The sequence below is a fragment of the Pseudomonas sp. RIT-PI-a genome, from assembly GCF_001187875.1.
GTDB classification, from domain to species: domain Bacteria; phylum Pseudomonadota; class Gammaproteobacteria; order Pseudomonadales; family Pseudomonadaceae; genus Aquipseudomonas; species Aquipseudomonas coleopterorum.
This window is the reverse complement of the sequence record NZ_LGIR01000011.1, coordinates 565,948-582,150: the sequence shown is the minus strand read 5'-3', so window position 1 is coordinate 582,150 and position 16,203 is coordinate 565,948. Positions and strand designations below refer to the sequence as shown.

At 61.2% G+C, this 16,203-nt stretch carries 13 protein-coding genes; 9 read left to right on the top strand and 4 right to left on the bottom strand.

What is annotated here, in order from left to right:
- Positions 1-24: 24 nt before the first annotated feature.
- From AC788_RS04870 to AC788_RS04855, 4 genes are read right to left on the bottom strand one after another with little or no spacing between them, the layout of a single operon-like run.
- Positions 25-1,206 carry a hybrid sensor histidine kinase/response regulator gene (locus tag AC788_RS04870; RefSeq protein WP_049859470.1) on the bottom strand — a complete coding sequence of 394 codons (1,182 nt, stop codon included), beginning with the start codon at positions 1,204-1,206 and terminating at the stop codon, positions 25-27.
- Positions 1,200-1,775, bottom strand: coding sequence for a chemotaxis protein CheB (locus tag AC788_RS04865; RefSeq protein WP_049859469.1), 576 nt, complete (start codon positions 1,773-1,775; stop codon positions 1,200-1,202). Before AC788_RS04865 ends, AC788_RS04870 begins: the two co-directional genes overlap by 7 nt.
- Positions 1,772-2,626: a CheR family methyltransferase gene (locus tag AC788_RS04860; RefSeq protein WP_236690461.1), complete on the bottom strand. Its 855-nt coding sequence runs from the start codon at positions 2,624-2,626 to the stop codon at positions 1,772-1,774. Before AC788_RS04860 ends, AC788_RS04865 begins: the two co-directional genes overlap by 4 nt.
- Positions 2,626-6,111, bottom strand: coding sequence for a response regulator (locus tag AC788_RS04855; protein ID WP_049859468.1), 3,486 nt, complete (start codon positions 6,109-6,111; stop codon positions 2,626-2,628). The genes AC788_RS04860 and AC788_RS04855 overlap by 1 nt, the downstream gene beginning before the upstream one ends.
- Before the next feature lie 268 nt (positions 6,112-6,379).
- On the opposite strand from AC788_RS04855, the gene AC788_RS04850 reads away from it, so the two are divergent.
- From AC788_RS04850 to AC788_RS04810, 9 genes are all read left to right on the top strand, one after another.
- The gene (locus tag AC788_RS04850) at positions 6,380-6,742 is read left to right on the top strand and encodes a response regulator (RefSeq protein WP_049859467.1); all 363 of its coding nucleotides are present in this window, start codon (positions 6,380-6,382) and stop codon (positions 6,740-6,742) included.
- 75 nt (positions 6,743-6,817) lie between these two features.
- Entirely contained in the window at positions 6,818-8,101 is a 1,284-nt protein-coding gene (locus AC788_RS04845; RefSeq protein WP_049859466.1) for a glycosyltransferase, read from the top strand.
- An 81-nt stretch (positions 8,102-8,182) separates the two neighbouring features.
- Positions 8,183-9,121 carry a MurR/RpiR family transcriptional regulator gene (locus tag AC788_RS04840; RefSeq protein ID WP_049859465.1) on the top strand — a complete coding sequence of 313 codons (939 nt, stop codon included), beginning with the start codon at positions 8,183-8,185 and terminating at the stop codon, positions 9,119-9,121.
- 93 nt (positions 9,122-9,214) lie between these two features.
- Entirely contained in the window at positions 9,215-10,108 is an 894-nt protein-coding gene (locus AC788_RS04835; protein WP_049859464.1) for an AraC family transcriptional regulator, read from the top strand.
- Between the two features lie 211 nt (positions 10,109-10,319).
- Entirely contained in the window at positions 10,320-11,639 is a 1,320-nt protein-coding gene (locus AC788_RS04830; RefSeq protein WP_049859463.1) for an ABC transporter substrate-binding protein, read from the top strand.
- A 60-nt stretch (positions 11,640-11,699) separates the two neighbouring features.
- A complete protein-coding gene (locus AC788_RS04825; RefSeq protein WP_043189238.1) occupies positions 11,700-12,626 on the top strand; it encodes a carbohydrate ABC transporter permease in 927 nt (308 codons plus the stop codon).
- 11 nt (positions 12,627-12,637) lie between these two features.
- On the top strand, positions 12,638-13,468 hold the full coding sequence (locus AC788_RS04820) for a carbohydrate ABC transporter permease (RefSeq protein WP_049859462.1): 831 nt from the start codon (positions 12,638-12,640) through the stop codon (positions 13,466-13,468).
- Positions 13,469-13,601: 133 nt separating this feature from the next.
- Positions 13,602-14,705 carry an ABC transporter ATP-binding protein gene (locus tag AC788_RS04815; RefSeq protein WP_049859461.1) on the top strand — a complete coding sequence of 368 codons (1,104 nt, stop codon included), beginning with the start codon at positions 13,602-13,604 and terminating at the stop codon, positions 14,703-14,705.
- Positions 14,706-14,718: 13 nt separating this feature from the next.
- Positions 14,719-16,200, top strand: a complete 1,482-nt coding sequence (locus AC788_RS04810; protein ID WP_049859460.1) for a mannitol dehydrogenase family protein — start codon at positions 14,719-14,721, stop codon at positions 16,198-16,200.
- The last annotated feature ends 3 nt before the right edge of the window (positions 16,201-16,203 follow it).

Below are 16,203 nucleotides of genomic sequence, written 5' to 3'. Positions count from 1 at the left end.
GGTTGCGTGTGATTGCGCTTATTCCTACAGCGGGAGGCTGACCCGGAACGTCGCACCGTCGCCCAGCGCACTCTCGACCTCGATACGCCCTCCATGAGCGGCCACGATCTGCTCGGAAATGAACAACCCCAGGCCCAGCCCGGCCACCACGTTGCTACCGGAAACCCGCTCGAACTGCTGAAAGATCCGTAGCTGGTTTTCCTTGCTGATGCCGATGCCATGGTCGCGCACTTCCACGCGCGCCCAGCCGTTGTGTCCATAAACCGTGACTTCGACCGGACCTTTGCCACCGTAGCGCAGCGCATTGGAAATCAGGTTGCTGACCACCTGTTCGATCCGGAACTCGTCCCAGATGCCCAGCACGGGTTCGTCGGCGCGCAAACTGATGGTGCAATCGGCCGCGTCCACTTGGGGCGCGAAACTGTCGACCAGGTTGCGTACCAATTGCGCGAGGTCGAACTGGGCAGGTCGGATGGACAACTTGCCGGTACGGATCCGCGATACATCGAGCATGTCTTCGATCAGACGAATGAGGCTCTGGATCTGGCGCTCGTCGCGCTCGACCATGGCGCGCATCTTGTCGAGGGTGAAGGCGTCGGCGTTATCGCGTGCCAGGTGCAACTTGCGCAGTTGGGTTTCCAGGATCAGGCCGTTGAGCGGCGTGCGCACCTCGTGGGAGACGATCGACATGAAGTCGTCACGCATGCGCACCGCATGTTCCAGCTCGCTTTGGGTCACCTGCAGACGCTTGAGCAGGACCTCCTGCTCCTGGCGCGAGCGCTCTAGCGCATCGAGCTGCTCCTTGAGGGTCTTGCGCTGACGGTACAGGTCGACGAACACGCTGACCTTGCTCTTCACCGCCTGCATGTCGAGCGGCTTGTGCAGAAAGTCGACCGCGCCGCTCTCGTAGCCCTTGAAGGCATAGTTGAGCTCGCGCCCGGCGGCGCTGACGAAGACGATCGGAATGTTCTTGGTCTTCTCGGTGCTGCGCATCAGTTCTGCCAGCTCGAAGCCGTTCATGCCTGGCATCTGCACGTCGAGAATGGCCATGGCGAATTCGTGCTGCAGCAACAATGAAAGGGCTTCATCGGCCGACAACGCCTTGTGCACCTCACGGCCGGGGCTGGCGATCAACGCCTCCAGGGCCAGCAGGTTTTCCGGCAGGTCATCGACGATCAACAGTTTTGCTTGGACGTTGCTTAGCATGTGCTTCGTTCCAGCTCGGCAAGCAGACAGCCAATGCCGTGGAGTGAAAGAATATGGTCAGGCGTCTGCAGGCGGATGGCCGCCTGCGGCATGACCGCAACCCGCGCCTCGGCGGGGTCTTGGACGATGGTCAAGCCACCTTTGCGTTTGATGCTCGCCAGGCCACGCGCACCGTCCTCGTTGGCCCCGGTCAGCAGCACGCCGATCAGGCTGGCGCCATAGGCATCGGCTGCCGAATCGAAGAGAAAGTCGATCGCTGGCCGTGAATAATGAACCCGCTCCTCCTGACTCAATGACAGACTGAAGTCGCGCTCTACCGACAAGTGATAGCTGGGCCCGGCGAAGTAGAACATGCCTGCCTCGATCGGCTCCTTGTCGCGGGCCTGGCGCACCGGCCGATTCAAGCGCCGCTCGAACACTTCCGCCAGCTGGCTGTGACGCTCGTCGGGCAGGTGCAGTACCGTCAGCACCGGCAGCTTGAAGTTCGTTGGCAGCTGGCCGTAGATGCCCAGCAACGCTTCCACGCCGCCGGCCGAAGCCCCCACCACCACCGCTTGAAAACGACTCATGACTTGCGATAGATCCGTTCCGGGCGCGTCAGGGTTTCGAAGCGCGAACTGTAGGCCGAGAAATCCAGGGTTTCCTTGCTGCCCAGCATGAGAAAGCCACGCCGGCTCAACGACTCGTGGAACAGTCCGAAAGCACGGTCCTGCAACCCCTTGTTGAAATAGATGAGCACATTGCGACACGACACCAACTGCGTCTCGGAAAACACGCTGTCGGTGGCCAGGCTATGGTCGGCGAAAGTCACGTTGGCGCGCAGGCTGCTGTCGAAGATCGCGTTGCCGTAGGCCGCCGTATAATAGTCGGAGAAAGAGCGAGTGCCACCGGCGCGCTGGTAGTTCTGCGTATAGGCGCGCACGCTTTCCATGGAATAGATGCCTTGCTTGGCCTTCTCCAGGGAGACTGGGTTGATGTCGGTCGCGTAGATGATGGTGCGTTCGAGCAGACCTTCCTCGCGCAACAGGATGGCCATCGAATAGACCTCCTCCCCGGTGCTGCAGCCGGCGATCCAGACTTTCACCGACGGATAGGTCTTGAGCAGCGGCACCACTTCGCGGCGCAAGGCCAGAAAGTGCTCAGGATCACGAAACATCTCGCTGACCGGGATCGTCAGGTACTGCAGCAGCTCCGTGAACGCCGTGGGCTCGTGCAGCACCCGCGCCTGCAGCGACGAGACGCTGCCGCACTCCATCTGCCGCAGCGCGTGCAGAATGCGGCGCTTCACCGAAGCGCCGGAATAGTCACGGAAATCGTAGCTGTAGGTGAGGTAGATCGCCTCGATCAACAGCCGGATCTCGATATCGATATGGCGTTCGGCAGCCGGTTGCGGCGACTGATCAGCCAGGGAATCACTCACTACATGCGCTCCAGTTGCGGCAACCAGACGCGGATCAGGGAGAACAGGCGGTCCAGGTCGATGGGCTTGGCCAGGTAGTCGTTGGAACCGGCCTGCAGGCAGCGCTCCTGATCGTCCTTCATGGCCTTTGCGGTCACCGCGATGATCGGTAGCTTGCGCCAGCGTGGATCCTTGCGAATTTCACGGGTCGCTTCGTAGCCGTCCATCTCGGGCATCATCACATCCATCAACACCAGATCGATGTCCTCGACCTGATTCAGCTTGTCGATCGCCTCACGGCCGTTACGGCCCACTTCAACGATGGCGCCCTTGTGTTCCAGGGCGCTGGTCAAGGCAAAGATATTGCGCACGTCGTCGTCGACCACGAGGATCTTGCGGCCCTCGAAGACCTTGTCGCGACTGCGGGCGGTTTTCAGCATCTTCTGCCGCTCATGGGACAACTGCGATTCGACTTTGTGCAGAAACAGGGTCACTTCGTCGAGCAGACGTTCGGGCGAGCGCGCGCCCTTGATGATGATCGAGCGCGAGTACTTGAGCAGCTCGGTTTCTTCATCGCGGGTCAGGTTGCGACCGGTGTAGACGATCACCGGCGGGAACGAACGGATCTCTTCGTTGGACATGCGTTTGAGCAGGTCGCCGCCGAGCATGTCGGGCAACTTGAGGTCGATGATCATGCAGTCGTAGACGTTGTCGCGCAGCAGGTCGAGCGCTTCCTGGGCAAAGCCCACGGCGGTGATCTCCACGTCATCGTCGCCGATCAGCAGGGAAATGCTTTCGCGCTGCAGATCGTCGTCTTCCACCAGCAAGATGCGCTTGAGCTTCTGGGTGAGCTTGGCTTCCAGGCGGCCAAAGACCTCCTTGAGTTCGTCGCGCGTGGTCGGCTTGACCGCATAGCCGATCGCGCCCATGTGCATGGCCGCCTCGACCCGATCCTCGACCGAGATCACGTGCACCGGAATGTGCCGGGTGGTGGCCAGCTCCTTGAGGCGTTGCAGTACGGTCAGACCGGAATGGTCGGGCAAGCGCATGTCGAGCAGCACCGCATCGGGCACGAAGGTCGCTGCCAGATCGAAGCCCTCGTCGGCACCGTGTGCTACCAGGCAGTGGTAGTCCAGCTCATGGGCCAGGTCGTAGAGAATGCGGGCGAAATTGGGTTCGTCTTCGACGACCAGAATGCAGCGCTTGGTGAACGGCCCCTTGTCACGGTCGTCGGCGAAGCGAGCCACGGTCAGCGGTGCTTCGATCACCGCCGGGGTGTTGGATACCGGCTGCGGCGCGATGACCATGGGCTGCGGTGCGTGTCGCGGTGCCTCGATGATCTCTTCGTAACGCTGTGGCAGGACCAGGGTGAAGATGCTGCCCTTGCCCAGTTCGCTGGTGACGGTGATGTAGCCACCGAGCATGTTGGCCAGATCGCGGGAAATCGACAGACCCAGGCCGGTGCCTCCGTAACGACGGTTGGTGGTGCCGTCGGCCTGGCGGAACGCTTCGAAAATGGCCTGTTGCTGGTCGACGGCGATGCCGATGCCGGTGTCGCGAATCTGGAAGGCAATGCCGTCATTGGCGTGGCCGGAAACCAGCAGCTCAACCATGCCGTGTTCGGTGAACTTGAGCGCATTGGCCAACAGGTTCTTGAGAATCTGCTCCACGCGCTGGCGATCGGTATAGAGCATCGCCGGGGCATCGGGAAGAATCTGTACCGACAGTTCGAGATGCTTCTGCCCGGCCAGCGGCTCGAAGGTCATGCGCAGACTGTCCACCAGCCGCGGCACGCTGCTGTTTTCCGGGCGCAGGTCAAGCTTGCCAGCCTCGACCTTGGAAATATCCAGAATGTCGTTGATCAGGTTCAGCAGGTCGTTGCCCGCCGAATAGATCGACTCGGCGAACTTGACCTGATCGGCCGTGAGGTTTTCCTGGGGGTTTTCCGCCAGCAATTTGGCCAGGATCAACGAGCTGTTGAGCGGCGTGCGCAGCTCGTGGGACATGTTGGCGAGGAACTCGGACTTGTAGCGGCTCGAACGCTGCAGCTCGTCGGCGCGCTCTTCGAGCTGCACCTGGGCCTGGTTCAACTCCAGATTCTTGCGATCCAGCGCGTCGCGCTGCTCGCCCAGGGCTTCGGTCCGTTCGGCCAGTTGTTCGTTGGTCTGCTCCAGCTCGGCTTGCTGGGTTTCCAGGTACGCCTGAGACTCCTTGAGCACCCGCGACTGCTCTTCGAGCTCTTCGTTGGCGGTCTTGAGCTCTTCCTGCTGCACTTGCAGTTCTTCATTGAGCTGCTGGGTTTCGGCGAGCACCTCCTGCAGACGCTGACGATAGCGCGCCGCTTCGATGGCGGTGCCGATGTTGTCGGCCAGCAACTCGACGATTTCCAGGTCACGGTCGGTCAAGGGGCGCAGGAAGCCCAACTCGACCACGGCATTGATGTGGTCGTTGTCGCTGGTCGGTATCACCAGCACGCTGCGCGCCGCGCCCTCGCCCAGGCCGGAGCTCAGGCGCAGGTAATCGGCCGGCACGTCGTCCAGACGAATGACCCGGTTGCGCTGCACGGCCTGGCCCGCGATGCCCTCGCCGTTGAGCAGCACCTGATCCATGACTTCACGCTCGCGGGAAAACCCGTACGACGCGATGCGGCGCAGGTTGCCGTGCTCTTCGCGGATGTACACCGCGGCCACAACCGTACCCAGATACTGGGCAAAGAACTGCAGCATGTTGCGGCCCAGCATCTGCAATGTTTGCTGGCCCAGCAACTGCTCGGCCAGTTGCGTCTGACCAGTGCGCAGCCAGGCCTGGTCCTGCAGGCGCTTGGCACCCTTCTGCAGGGCGGCCAGGTTGCCACCGTAGGAGGTCGACAGTTCGGTCATGTCGCGTCGGCCGAAGTACGCCAGCAAGGCGCTGACCACGAAAACGAACAGCACATAGAGGCTGACCGAGGTCCAGATGGTGCGCGAGACGTTCTCGCTGCGTTCCACCCGCAACTGCTGCTCCATGGCGATGAAGCCTTCATATTCCTTGCGGATCGCGTCGGTCAGGCGCTTGCCGCGACCGGTCTGGACAACGCTGGAATAGTCTCCGGTGGAGCGTTTGAGCGCGATCAACTGCTCGCCGTAGTCGAGCCAGTCCTTTTGCAGCGCCATGATCCGCGTCAGCCGATCGACCTGGCGCGGGTTGTCGCTGACCAGCGCCTGCAACGCCGGCAGTTCGGCGGCCAGACGCGGTTTGGCCAGCTCATAGGGATCCAGGTAGCCTTCGGCGCCCGACAAAAGGTAACCGCGCATGCCGGTTTCCATGTCGATGGACAGCTTGGTCGCTTCATTGGCGTTGTTGATCACGCGGTCGGTGTGCTCGACCCAGTCGATCACGGACAGCAGGTAGACGATGATGCCGATGAACACGGCGGCGCTGAGCACGCCGACGCCCAGCGGCAAGCCGACGTTGCGACTGAGCAGCCGACGGAAGCTTTGTTCGTCGATCGAAGAGGGTTTGTTCATGTCCTTGGACCCGGATCCTGTAATCGAGGCGGGGGATTTTGCCGCAATTCGATCAAAGAGTTAGGTTTTTTCCGTACGTCTTGTAAGAATTTTCATATCTAAACGTGGGAACCGTCTCGTTTAATGGCTCCGTAGGCATGGTCTGGCTCCGACCCATGCTTTATGATGGCGCCCTGCCTCCCAAGTGCTTTCCGCCTCGAGGCGCATCGATATCAGCGAAATGACGGCTCGGCGCCGTCTGCGCCCTTTGCCGACCAGGATCCGAACGATGTCCGATACCGCCAAAACCATTCTTGTCGTCGAAGACGACGCGATCGTCCGCATGCTGATCGTGGACGTGCTGGAGGAATTCGAGTTCGAGGTACTGGAAGCCGAGGACGGACCGGGCGCCCTGAAATTTCTCGAAGATGCTGCCAAGACCATCGACCTGATGATGACCGACATGGGTCTTCCTGGCATGGATGGCAAGGAATTGGCCCAAAAGGCGCGCGTTCTGCGCCCGGTACTGCCAGTGCTGTTTGCCAGCGGCTACGCCGAAGCCCTCGACGTGCCTGCGGGCATGAGCAGTATCGGCAAACCGTTTTCCATCGACCAGCTGCGCGACAAGGTCAAGAGCATGCTGGTGGCGTAAAGCCCTGCCTGTGGCTACATCCCTGCGCGTAATCATGGCCTAATACGCGCCCGGTTTTTTTCCCAGAGTCTTTTCATGTCTCCTCAGCGCGTCCTGGTCATCGGCTATGTATGGCCCGAGCCCACCTCATCGGCAGCCGGTGGGCACATGATGCAGCTGCTGCACTGCTTCGTGGCCCAGGGATGGCAAGTCACCTTCGCCAGCCCCGCCAGGGTCGGCGAGCACAAGGCCGATCTGGCAGCGCTGGGCATCGGCGAACAGGCCATCGAGCTCAACAACGAAAGCTTTGACCATTTCATCGGCGACTTGCAGCCAGACGTGGTGATGTTCGACCGCTTCATGATGGAGGAACAGTTCGGTTGGCGCGTGGAGTTGCACTGTCCGCAGGCACTGCGGGTGCTCGAAACCTGTGACCTGCAAAGTCTGCGCGACGCCCGCCAGGCGCTGCTGAAGGAACGTTTGCGCGGCAATGACGATGAAAACGATTTCACCGCATTGTTCGACGTATCGCCCGACCGTCTCTACCAGCACATGAGCGAGGCCGACATTACCCAGCGCGAAGTCGCCGCGATCTTCCGCTGCGACCTGAGCCTGATGATTTCGCCATTCGAATCGCAGTTGCTGATCGAGCGCTTCGGTGTCCCGCCCAGTCTGCTTCATGACTGCCCTTTGATGGTGGAGCCGCTGGCCACACCTCCCCTCGATTTCCAGCAACGCGCGAACTTCGTCTGCATTGGCAACTTTCGTCACGCACCCAATTGGGACGCCGTGCTGTGGCTGAAGCATCAAGTGTGGCCGCGCATTCGCAAGCGACTGCCCAAAGCCGAGTTACACCTGTACGGCGCCTACACCCCTCCCAAGGCCACAGCCCTGCATAACCCCGCACACGGGTTTCTGATCAAGGGCTGGGCGCCCGACGCGCTGGAGGTGGTGGGTCAGGCGCGGGTCGCACTGGCGCCTTTGCGCTTTGGCGCCGGTATCAAGGGCAAGTTGCTCGATGCCATGATCTGCGGGACGCCCAGTGTGACCACACCTTGCGGGGTCGAGGGCATGCGCACAGGTGACCACTGGCCAGGCGGCGTCGCTGGCAGTGCAGAAGCGCTCGCGGAAGCCGCCGTGCTGTTGTATGACGACGAATCACAGTGGAACACAGCTCGGAAAAGGTCCAAGGAGCTCTTGCTCGCAGAGTATGCAATGGAGCACCACTCCCGAACATTGATGCTGAGACTGGAGCACGTTAAGGGAAACCTTGCGCAGCATCGCCAAGACAATTTCATCGGCGCAATGCTTCGTCATCATCTGCACAAAAGCACGAAGTATTTCTCGCAATGGATCCAATCCAAGAACCAATCGATCTAAGCACCCTCTGGACGTACGTAGTCGGACAACTAAACTCAAGAGCGCTACGCAGCATCCAATGTTCCTTCAGGACGAACGACAATGGCGCCGATCACTAACTCCAAGGTGTATGACTCCGATCTGATGCTCAAGCTGCGCACCCGACACGAAAAGCTAGGGCCGGCGCTGCAAAAAGTCTCCGGGTTTCTGTTGGCCAACCCCTACCGAAGCGCGACGCTCAATATAGAAGAACTGGCTGTCGTGACCGGCACTTCCACAGCCGCCGTCAACCGCATGGCCAATGCGATAGGATTGAACGGTTTCACGGGATTGCGATTCGCCCTGATGGAAAATCTGCTGGCCGTCGTGTCTGCGGCCGACATCATCCACGAGAGACTCAAGCACTCATCCGACAAAAGTTTCTATCTGAATCATCAGATCAGTCTGAGCAAGCACCACCTGGACAACGTCGCCCGGATGAACGACAACCAGACCTTCGAAGACATGGCTCGGCAGTTGGTGCGCTCACAGAATGTATTCGTGGTCGGTTTGGGCAACAGTTTTCACATCGCCCAGATGGCGGCAGCAGGACTTAACCCTTTCTGCGTCGGCGCGCACTGCGTGACGCTGGATGGAGGCATGGAAGGTTCAGCCTACAGGCTGAGCAACATCACCAGCAACGATGCACTTCTGGCCATCGCCCTGCCCGCCTACACCCGAGAAACCATCGACATGGCCAGGTTCGCTCAATCCCGCGGCGCCTGCGTGATGAGCATCACCGACTGCCCGGCGTCGCCCTTGGTGAAGCTGTCCAACAAGAGCCTGTTCATCCCTACCGCTCATCCGGTGCTGCCTCATTCCAAAGTAGGGTTGATGGCCGCCGTCGAGGCCTTGTTGGCACAGGTCCAGCTCTTGAAGCCGCTGAGCCGTGAAAATCGACCTTCGCCTGCTGGCTGGAAACCGAGCCGCCCCAGCGTGCGACCTTCGTGGCCCAGCCTGTTGCGTCCCGGTGCGCCACGCAAGCGCGACGATCCGCAGTGAGTTCGGTCATCTCAGCCTTGGACGTGTAGCCCCGAACGCCGCTATGCTTGAGTGCGCATTCCCGATCGGCACAATCACAATAGCAGCCACGGCATGACCCGACCTATACGAATAACAGACCCTTCCTATGAGTTGATGGACGACCACGAAGGTCGCTCCATCATCTATCGCCAGCACGGCTTCCCGTGTCCGCTGGTGCGCTGGCATTTTCACAAGGAATACGAACTGCACCTGCTGGTCGCGACGTCGGGCAAGGTGTTCGTGGGTGATTACATCGGCAATTTCAATCCAGGCAGCCTGTTTCTGACCGGGCCCAATCTGCCGCACAACTGGATCAGCCAGATGCAGAGTGGTCAGTCGGTGAACAAGCGCGACATGCTGGTCAATTTCACCGACGAGCTGTTCGACCAAGGCCATCAGGTCTTCAGCGAACTGCGCAGCCTCGCCCCGCTGCTCGACCGTGCGCGCTATGGCATCGAATTTCGCTGCGCGAAGACCATCGCCCAAGCCAGCGTGTCGATGCAGCGTATTGCCGACAGCCAGGGCATCAGTCGCCTCGGCCATTTCCTGATTCTCATGGAGTCGCTGGCCGCCTGCGAGGATTACCACCTGCTCTCGGGGACCGCCGCAGCCCAGGACGCCGACGAACATGCCGTAGAACGGACCAACCGCGCCGTCGACTACATCTTCGCTCACTACGCCCGTGAGTTGTCCCTGGAAGAAGTCGCGGCTTACCTGGGGATGAAACCCACCTACTTCTCCAGGGTGTTCAAGCAAGCCACCGGCCGCTGCTTCGTCGAATTCGTCAACCGTCTGCGCATCAGCAAGTCCTGCGAGCTGCTGGCCGACGGCGATCGCCCGGTGACAGACGTCTGCTTCGAATCGGGCTTCAACAATATCTCCAATTTCAACCGCCGCTTTCAACAGCTCAAAGGCATGACGCCGTCGCACTATCGTCGTCTGGCCATGCAACGGCTGAGCTCCTGAAACCTGTACGAAACCTCACAGCGCCTGCCGGGATCCCTCTGGCACGCCGCGCCTATGGCGCGGCCAGTGCAAATTAGTATCAGTGCAGGTGCACCCAGGGATTTGTCAGATCGGCTGCGGGGGTCTGTAATCACAGCCAGTGCTTCACCTCTACGAAGGCACAAGAATAATAACCAAGGCCGCCTCCCGGCGTGCCGAAGAGGAATGCGAGATGACGATCGACCGCAAACATCTGCTCGTTGCCGGCGCCCTGTGCGGTGCACTGTCCCTCAGCGGCTACAGCTACGCTGACACCACCCTGACCATCGCCACCGTCAACAACAGCGACATGATTCGCATGCAGCGCCTGGCCAAGACCTTCGAGACCGAGCATCCCGACATCAAGCTCAATTGGGTGGTGTTGGAAGAAAACGTGCTGCGCCAGCGCCTGACCACCGATATCGCGACCCAGGGCGGCCAGTTCGACGTGCTGACCATCGGTATGTACGAAGCCTCGCTGTGGGGCGCCAAGGGCTGGCTGTCGCCGATGAAGGACCTGCCCGCCAGCTACGACATCGACGATGTCTTCCCTTCGGTACGCGACGGCCTGTCGGTAAAGGGCCAGCTCTATGCCCTGCCGTTCTACGCCGAAAGCTCGATGACCTACTACCGCACCGACCTGTTCAAGGCGGCCGGGCTGGAAATGCCGGAGAAACCCACTTGGACACAGATCGCCGACTTCGCCGGCAAACTCACTGACAAGAGCAAGGACCAATACGGCCTGTGCCTGCGCGGCAAGGCCGGCTGGGGCGAGAACATGGCCTTGATCACCACCGTGGCCAACAGCTTCGGCGGCAGCTGGTTCAACAACGAGTGGAAGCCGCAGTTCGACAGCGAGGCGTGGAAGAAGGCTCTTAACTTCTACGTCGACAACATGAAAAAATCCGGCCCGCCGGGCGCATCGAGCAACGGCTTCAACGAGAACCTGGCCTTGTTCAACAGCGGCAAGTGCGCCATCTGGGTCGACGCCAGCGTGGCCGGCTCCTTCACCATGGACAAGACCCAAAGCAAGGTCGCCGACAGCGTCGGCTTCACTTTCGCCCCCCACGAGACCACCGACAAGGGCTCCGCCTGGCTGTACTCCTGGGCCCTGGCCATTCCGACCAGCTCGAAGAACCAGCAGGCCGCGCAGCAATTCTCGGCCTGGGCGACCTCCAAGGAGTACGCTGCGCTGGTGGCCAAGACCGACGGCGTGGCCAACGTGCCGCCGGGTACGCGCAAATCCACCTACACCGATGAGTACCTGAAGGCAGCGCCGTTCGCCCATATCACCCTCGAATCGCTAAAGGTCGCCGATCCCAAGCAGACCGATACCAAACCGTATGTGGGTATCCAACTGGTGACGATCCCCGAGTTCCAGGCCATCGGCACCGAGGTCGGCAAGGCATTTTCCGCCGCGCTGACCGGCCAGAGCACGGCCGACCAGGCCTTGGTCGTCGCGCAGACAGCCACCGAGCGGGCCATGAAGCGCGCCGGCTACCCCAAGCAGTAACACGTCTGCCCTGCTGCCCGCCAATTGCGGCGGGCAGCGCTGCTCACCAGGTGCGCACTCATGAATACTACGACTGCCAAGCCCCAGCCCGACACGGCTGAGGTGACGGGCAAGCGCCGCTTGTCCAACCCCGGCTGGTTTCTGGTCACCCCTTCGGTCGCCTTGCTGCTGCTGTGGATGATCGTGCCGCTGGGCATGACCGTGTACTTCTCGCTGATCCGCTACAACCTGCTGTACCCCGGCGAAAACGAATTCGTGGGGCTCGAAAATTTCAGCTTCTTTCTCACCGACGCAGGCTTCATGCCGGGCGCCACCAACACCTTGCTGCTGGTGGGCAGCGTGCTGCTGATCAGCGTGGTGTTCGGCGTATTGATTGCCGCGCTGCTGGAAGCCAGCGAATTTCTCGGCCGCGGGATCGTGCGGGTGATGCTGATCTCGCCGTTCTTCATCATGCCCACGGTGGGCGCACTGATCTTCAAGAACCTGATCTTCCACCCGGTCTCGGGCATTCTCGCGGCCGTGTGGAAGTTCTTCGGCGCCGAACCGGTCGACTGGCTCGCTCATTACCCACTGTTCTCGATCATCGTCATCGTCAGTTGGCAATGGCTGCCGTTCGCCATCCTCTTGCTGATGACCGCCATGCAGTCCCTGGACCAGGAGCAGAAGGAAGCCGCGCGGCTGGACGGTGCCGGTGCCCTGGCGATCTTCTGGCACCTGACGCTGCCGCACCTGGCGCGACCCATCGCGGTGGTGGTCATGATCGAAACGATCTTCCTGCTCTCGGTGTTCGCTGAAATCTTCACCACGACCAACGGCGGACCGGGCTTCGCGTCCACCAACCTCGCCTACCTGATCTACAACCAGGCGCTGGTGCAGTTCGACGTGGGCATGGCCTCGGCCGGTGGCTTGATCGCCGTGGTCATCGCCAACATCGCCGCGATCATCCTGGTGCGGATGATCGGCAAAAACCTCACCGACAAGAACTGAAGGCCTGCGCCATGACACTTCAACAATCGCGTCGCCTGCAAAGTCTGGTCCTGGGCTGCCTGGCCTGGGCTATAGCCATCGTGGTGTTCTTTCCGATCTTCTGGATGGTGCTGACCAGCTTTAAGACCGAGATCGACGCTTTCGCCACGCCACCGCAGTTCATTTTCACGCCCACGCTGGAAAACTACCTGCACATCCAGGAGCGCAGCGACTACCTGCACTTCGCCTGGAACTCGGTGCTGATTTCGTTCAGCGCCACTGCCCTGTGCATGTTGATCGCCGTCCCGGCTGCCTACTCGATGGCGTTCTACGAGACCAAGCGCACCAAGCAGACCCTGCTGTGGATGCTCTCCACCAAGATGCTGCCACCGGTGGGCGTGCTGATGCCCATCTACCTGCTGGCCAAGGGCGCCGGCCTGCTCGATTCGCGCATCGCCTTGATCGTCATCTACACCCTGATCAATCTGCCGATCGTGGTCTGGATGGTGTACACCTACTTCAAGGACATTCCGCGGGAAATCCTCGAAGCGGCGCGACTGGACGGTGCCACCCTGGGTCAGGAAATGCTCCGAGTGCTGTTGCCGATCAGCAAAGGCGGCCTGGCGTCGACCGTGCTGCTGTCACTGATTCTGTGCTGGAACGAAGCGTTCTGGTCGCTGAACCTGACCAGTTCCGGAGCCGCTCCCCTGACCGCACTGATCGCCTCGTATTCCAGCCCTGAAGGGTTGTTCTGGGCCAAGTTGTCGGCCGTCTCGACCCTCGCCTGCGCACCGATCCTGATCTTCGGCTGGATCAGCCAGAAGCAGCTGGTGCGCGGTCTCTCCTTCGGGGCAGTCAAGTGACTGGTGGCAATTTCATAGACGCCTTCGCGGCCACTGACCGCTCCTACGGGTACCACACGACCCTTGTAGGAGCGGCCAGTGGCCGCGAAGAGGCCAGCATCGCCAACAACGTACTCATATCAGGAACCATCCCATGGCCACTCTGAAAATAAAAAACCTGAAAAAGGGCTTCGAAGGTCTGCAGATCATCAAGGGCATCGACCTGGAAGTGCACGACCGCGAATTCGTGGTGTTCGTCGGCCCGTCGGGCTGCGGCAAGTCGACCTTGCTGCGCCTGATCGCCGGGCTCGAAGAAGTGAGCAGCGGCACCATCGAGCTGGACGGCCGCGACATCACCGAAGTGACGCCGGCCAAACGCGACCTGGCCATGGTGTTCCAAACCTACGCCTTGTATCCGCACATGACCGTGCGCAAGAACCTGTCGTTCGCCCTGGACCTGGCCGGCAAACCCAAGGCCGAGGTCGAAAGCAAGGTGGCGGAAGCGGCGCGCATCCTCGAACTCGGCGCCCTGCTCGACCGCAAGCCCAAGCAGCTGTCCGGTGGTCAGCGCCAGCGCGTGGCGATCGGCCGGGCCATCGTGCGCCATCCGAAGATCTTCCTGTTCGACGAGCCGCTGTCCAACCTCGACGCCGCCCTGCGCGTGCAGACCCGACTGGAACTGTCGCGCCTGCACAAAGAGCTGCAGGCCACCATGATCTACGTGACCCATGACCAGGTCGAGGCGATGACCCTGGCCGACAAGGTGGTGGTACTCAACGGCGGCCGTGTCGAACAGGTCGGTTCGCCCCTGGAGCTTTATCACCATCCGGCGAACCTGTTCGTCGCCGGTTTCCTGGGGACGCCGAAGATGGGCTTCCTCAAGGGCAAGCTCAGCCGCGTCGACGGCCAAGGCTGCGAAGTCGCCCTGGACGCCGGCACCCATATCTACCTGCCTCGCGTCAGCCAAACGTTGAACGTGGGCGACTCGGTCACCCTGGGCATTCGCCCCGAGCATCTCGACCTTGCGCAACCCGGGCAATGCCAGCTGGCGGTGACCGCCGACGTCAGCGAGCGCCTGGGCAGCGATACCTTCTGCCATGTCGTCACCGACTCGCAAGAACCGCTGACCCTACGCATTCGCGGTGACCTGCGCAGCCAGTACGGCGAACGCCTGAGCCTGCTGCTGGATCCCCAGTATTGCCACCTTTTCGACGCCCAGGGCATTGCCGTGGCCAAACCGCTCCAGGCCGCTGCCTGATACAGGACCGATGATGAAACTCAATCGACAGAATCTGCACCAGCTCGCCGAACACATCCAGTTGCCGACCTACGATCCTGCGACCCGTGCACATGGCATCGTCCACATCGGTGTGGGCGGTTTTCATCGCGCACACCAGGCCTTCTATACCGATGCGTTGATGAACACAGGAGAGGCCGAACAGTGGGCGATCTGTGGCGCCGGACTGCGCAGCGAAGACCGCAAGGTCCGCGACGCCCTGGCCGAGCAAGACTTCTATTACACCCTGGTCGAGCTGGGCGATACCCCGGACACCGAAGTGCGCGTGATCGGCGCGATCACCGACATGCTCCTGGCCGAAGACGGCGCTCAGGCGTTGATCGATAAACTGGCCCAGCCTTCCGTGCGCATCGTCTCGCTGACCATTACCGAAGGCGGCTATTGCATCGATGACAGCAACGGCGAGTTCATGGCCCACCTCCCACAGATCCAGCACGACCTGGCGCATCCGCAGGCACCCGGCACGGTGTTCGGCTTTCTCTGCGCAGCGTTGAGGCAACGTCGCGATGCCGGTATCGAAGCATTCACCGTGATGTCCTGTGACAACCTCCCGCACAACGGCGCGGTCGCCCGCAAGGCCCTGCTGGCGTTCGCCGCGCTGCATGATCCAGCACTGCACGACTGGATCGCCAGCCATGTACAGTTCCCCAATGCCATGGTCGACCGCATCACGCCCATGACCAGCGATGCCCACCGCGCGCAGCTGCACGAGCGCCATGGTGTCGACGACAGCTGGCCGGTGGTCTGCGAGCCATTCGTGCAATGGGTGCTCGAAGACAAGTTCGGCGCCGGTCGGCCCGCGTGGGAAAAGGTCGGCGTGCAGTTCACCGACGATGTCACACCCTATGAAGAAATGAAGATCAAACTGCTCAACGGCAGTCACCTGGCCCTGACCTACCTTGGGTTTCTGAAGGGCTACCGCTTCGTTCATGAAACCATGAACGATCCACTGTTCGTGCGCTACATCCGCGCCTACATGGACCTGGACGTCACCCCGCAACTGGCGTCCGTTCCCGGTATCGACCTCGAGGGCTACAAGGACACCCTGATCGAGCGCTTTTCCAACCAGGCCATCGCCGATCAACTGGAGCGCGTCTGCTCGGATGGTTCTTCGAAGTTTCCCAAGTTCACCGTACCGACCATCAACCGGCTGATCGCCGATGGGCAGAACACCGAGCGTGCGGCGCTGGTTGTGGCGGCCTGGGCGCTCTACCTGGGCGGCGTCGACGAAAACGGCACGCACTACAGCATTCCCGACCCGCGCGCTGCGTTCTGCCAGGCACTGGTTGCCGACCCGGCCTCGCTCACCGAGCAGCTGCTGGGCGTCGAGGAAATCTTCGGCACCCGGATCCCGCAGTCGGCGGAGTTCGTGGCAGCGTTCGAACGCAATCTGCACAGCCTGCGTACCCAGGGCGTGCAGGCCACCTTGGAACATATGCTGGACGGCAAGGAGTAAGCG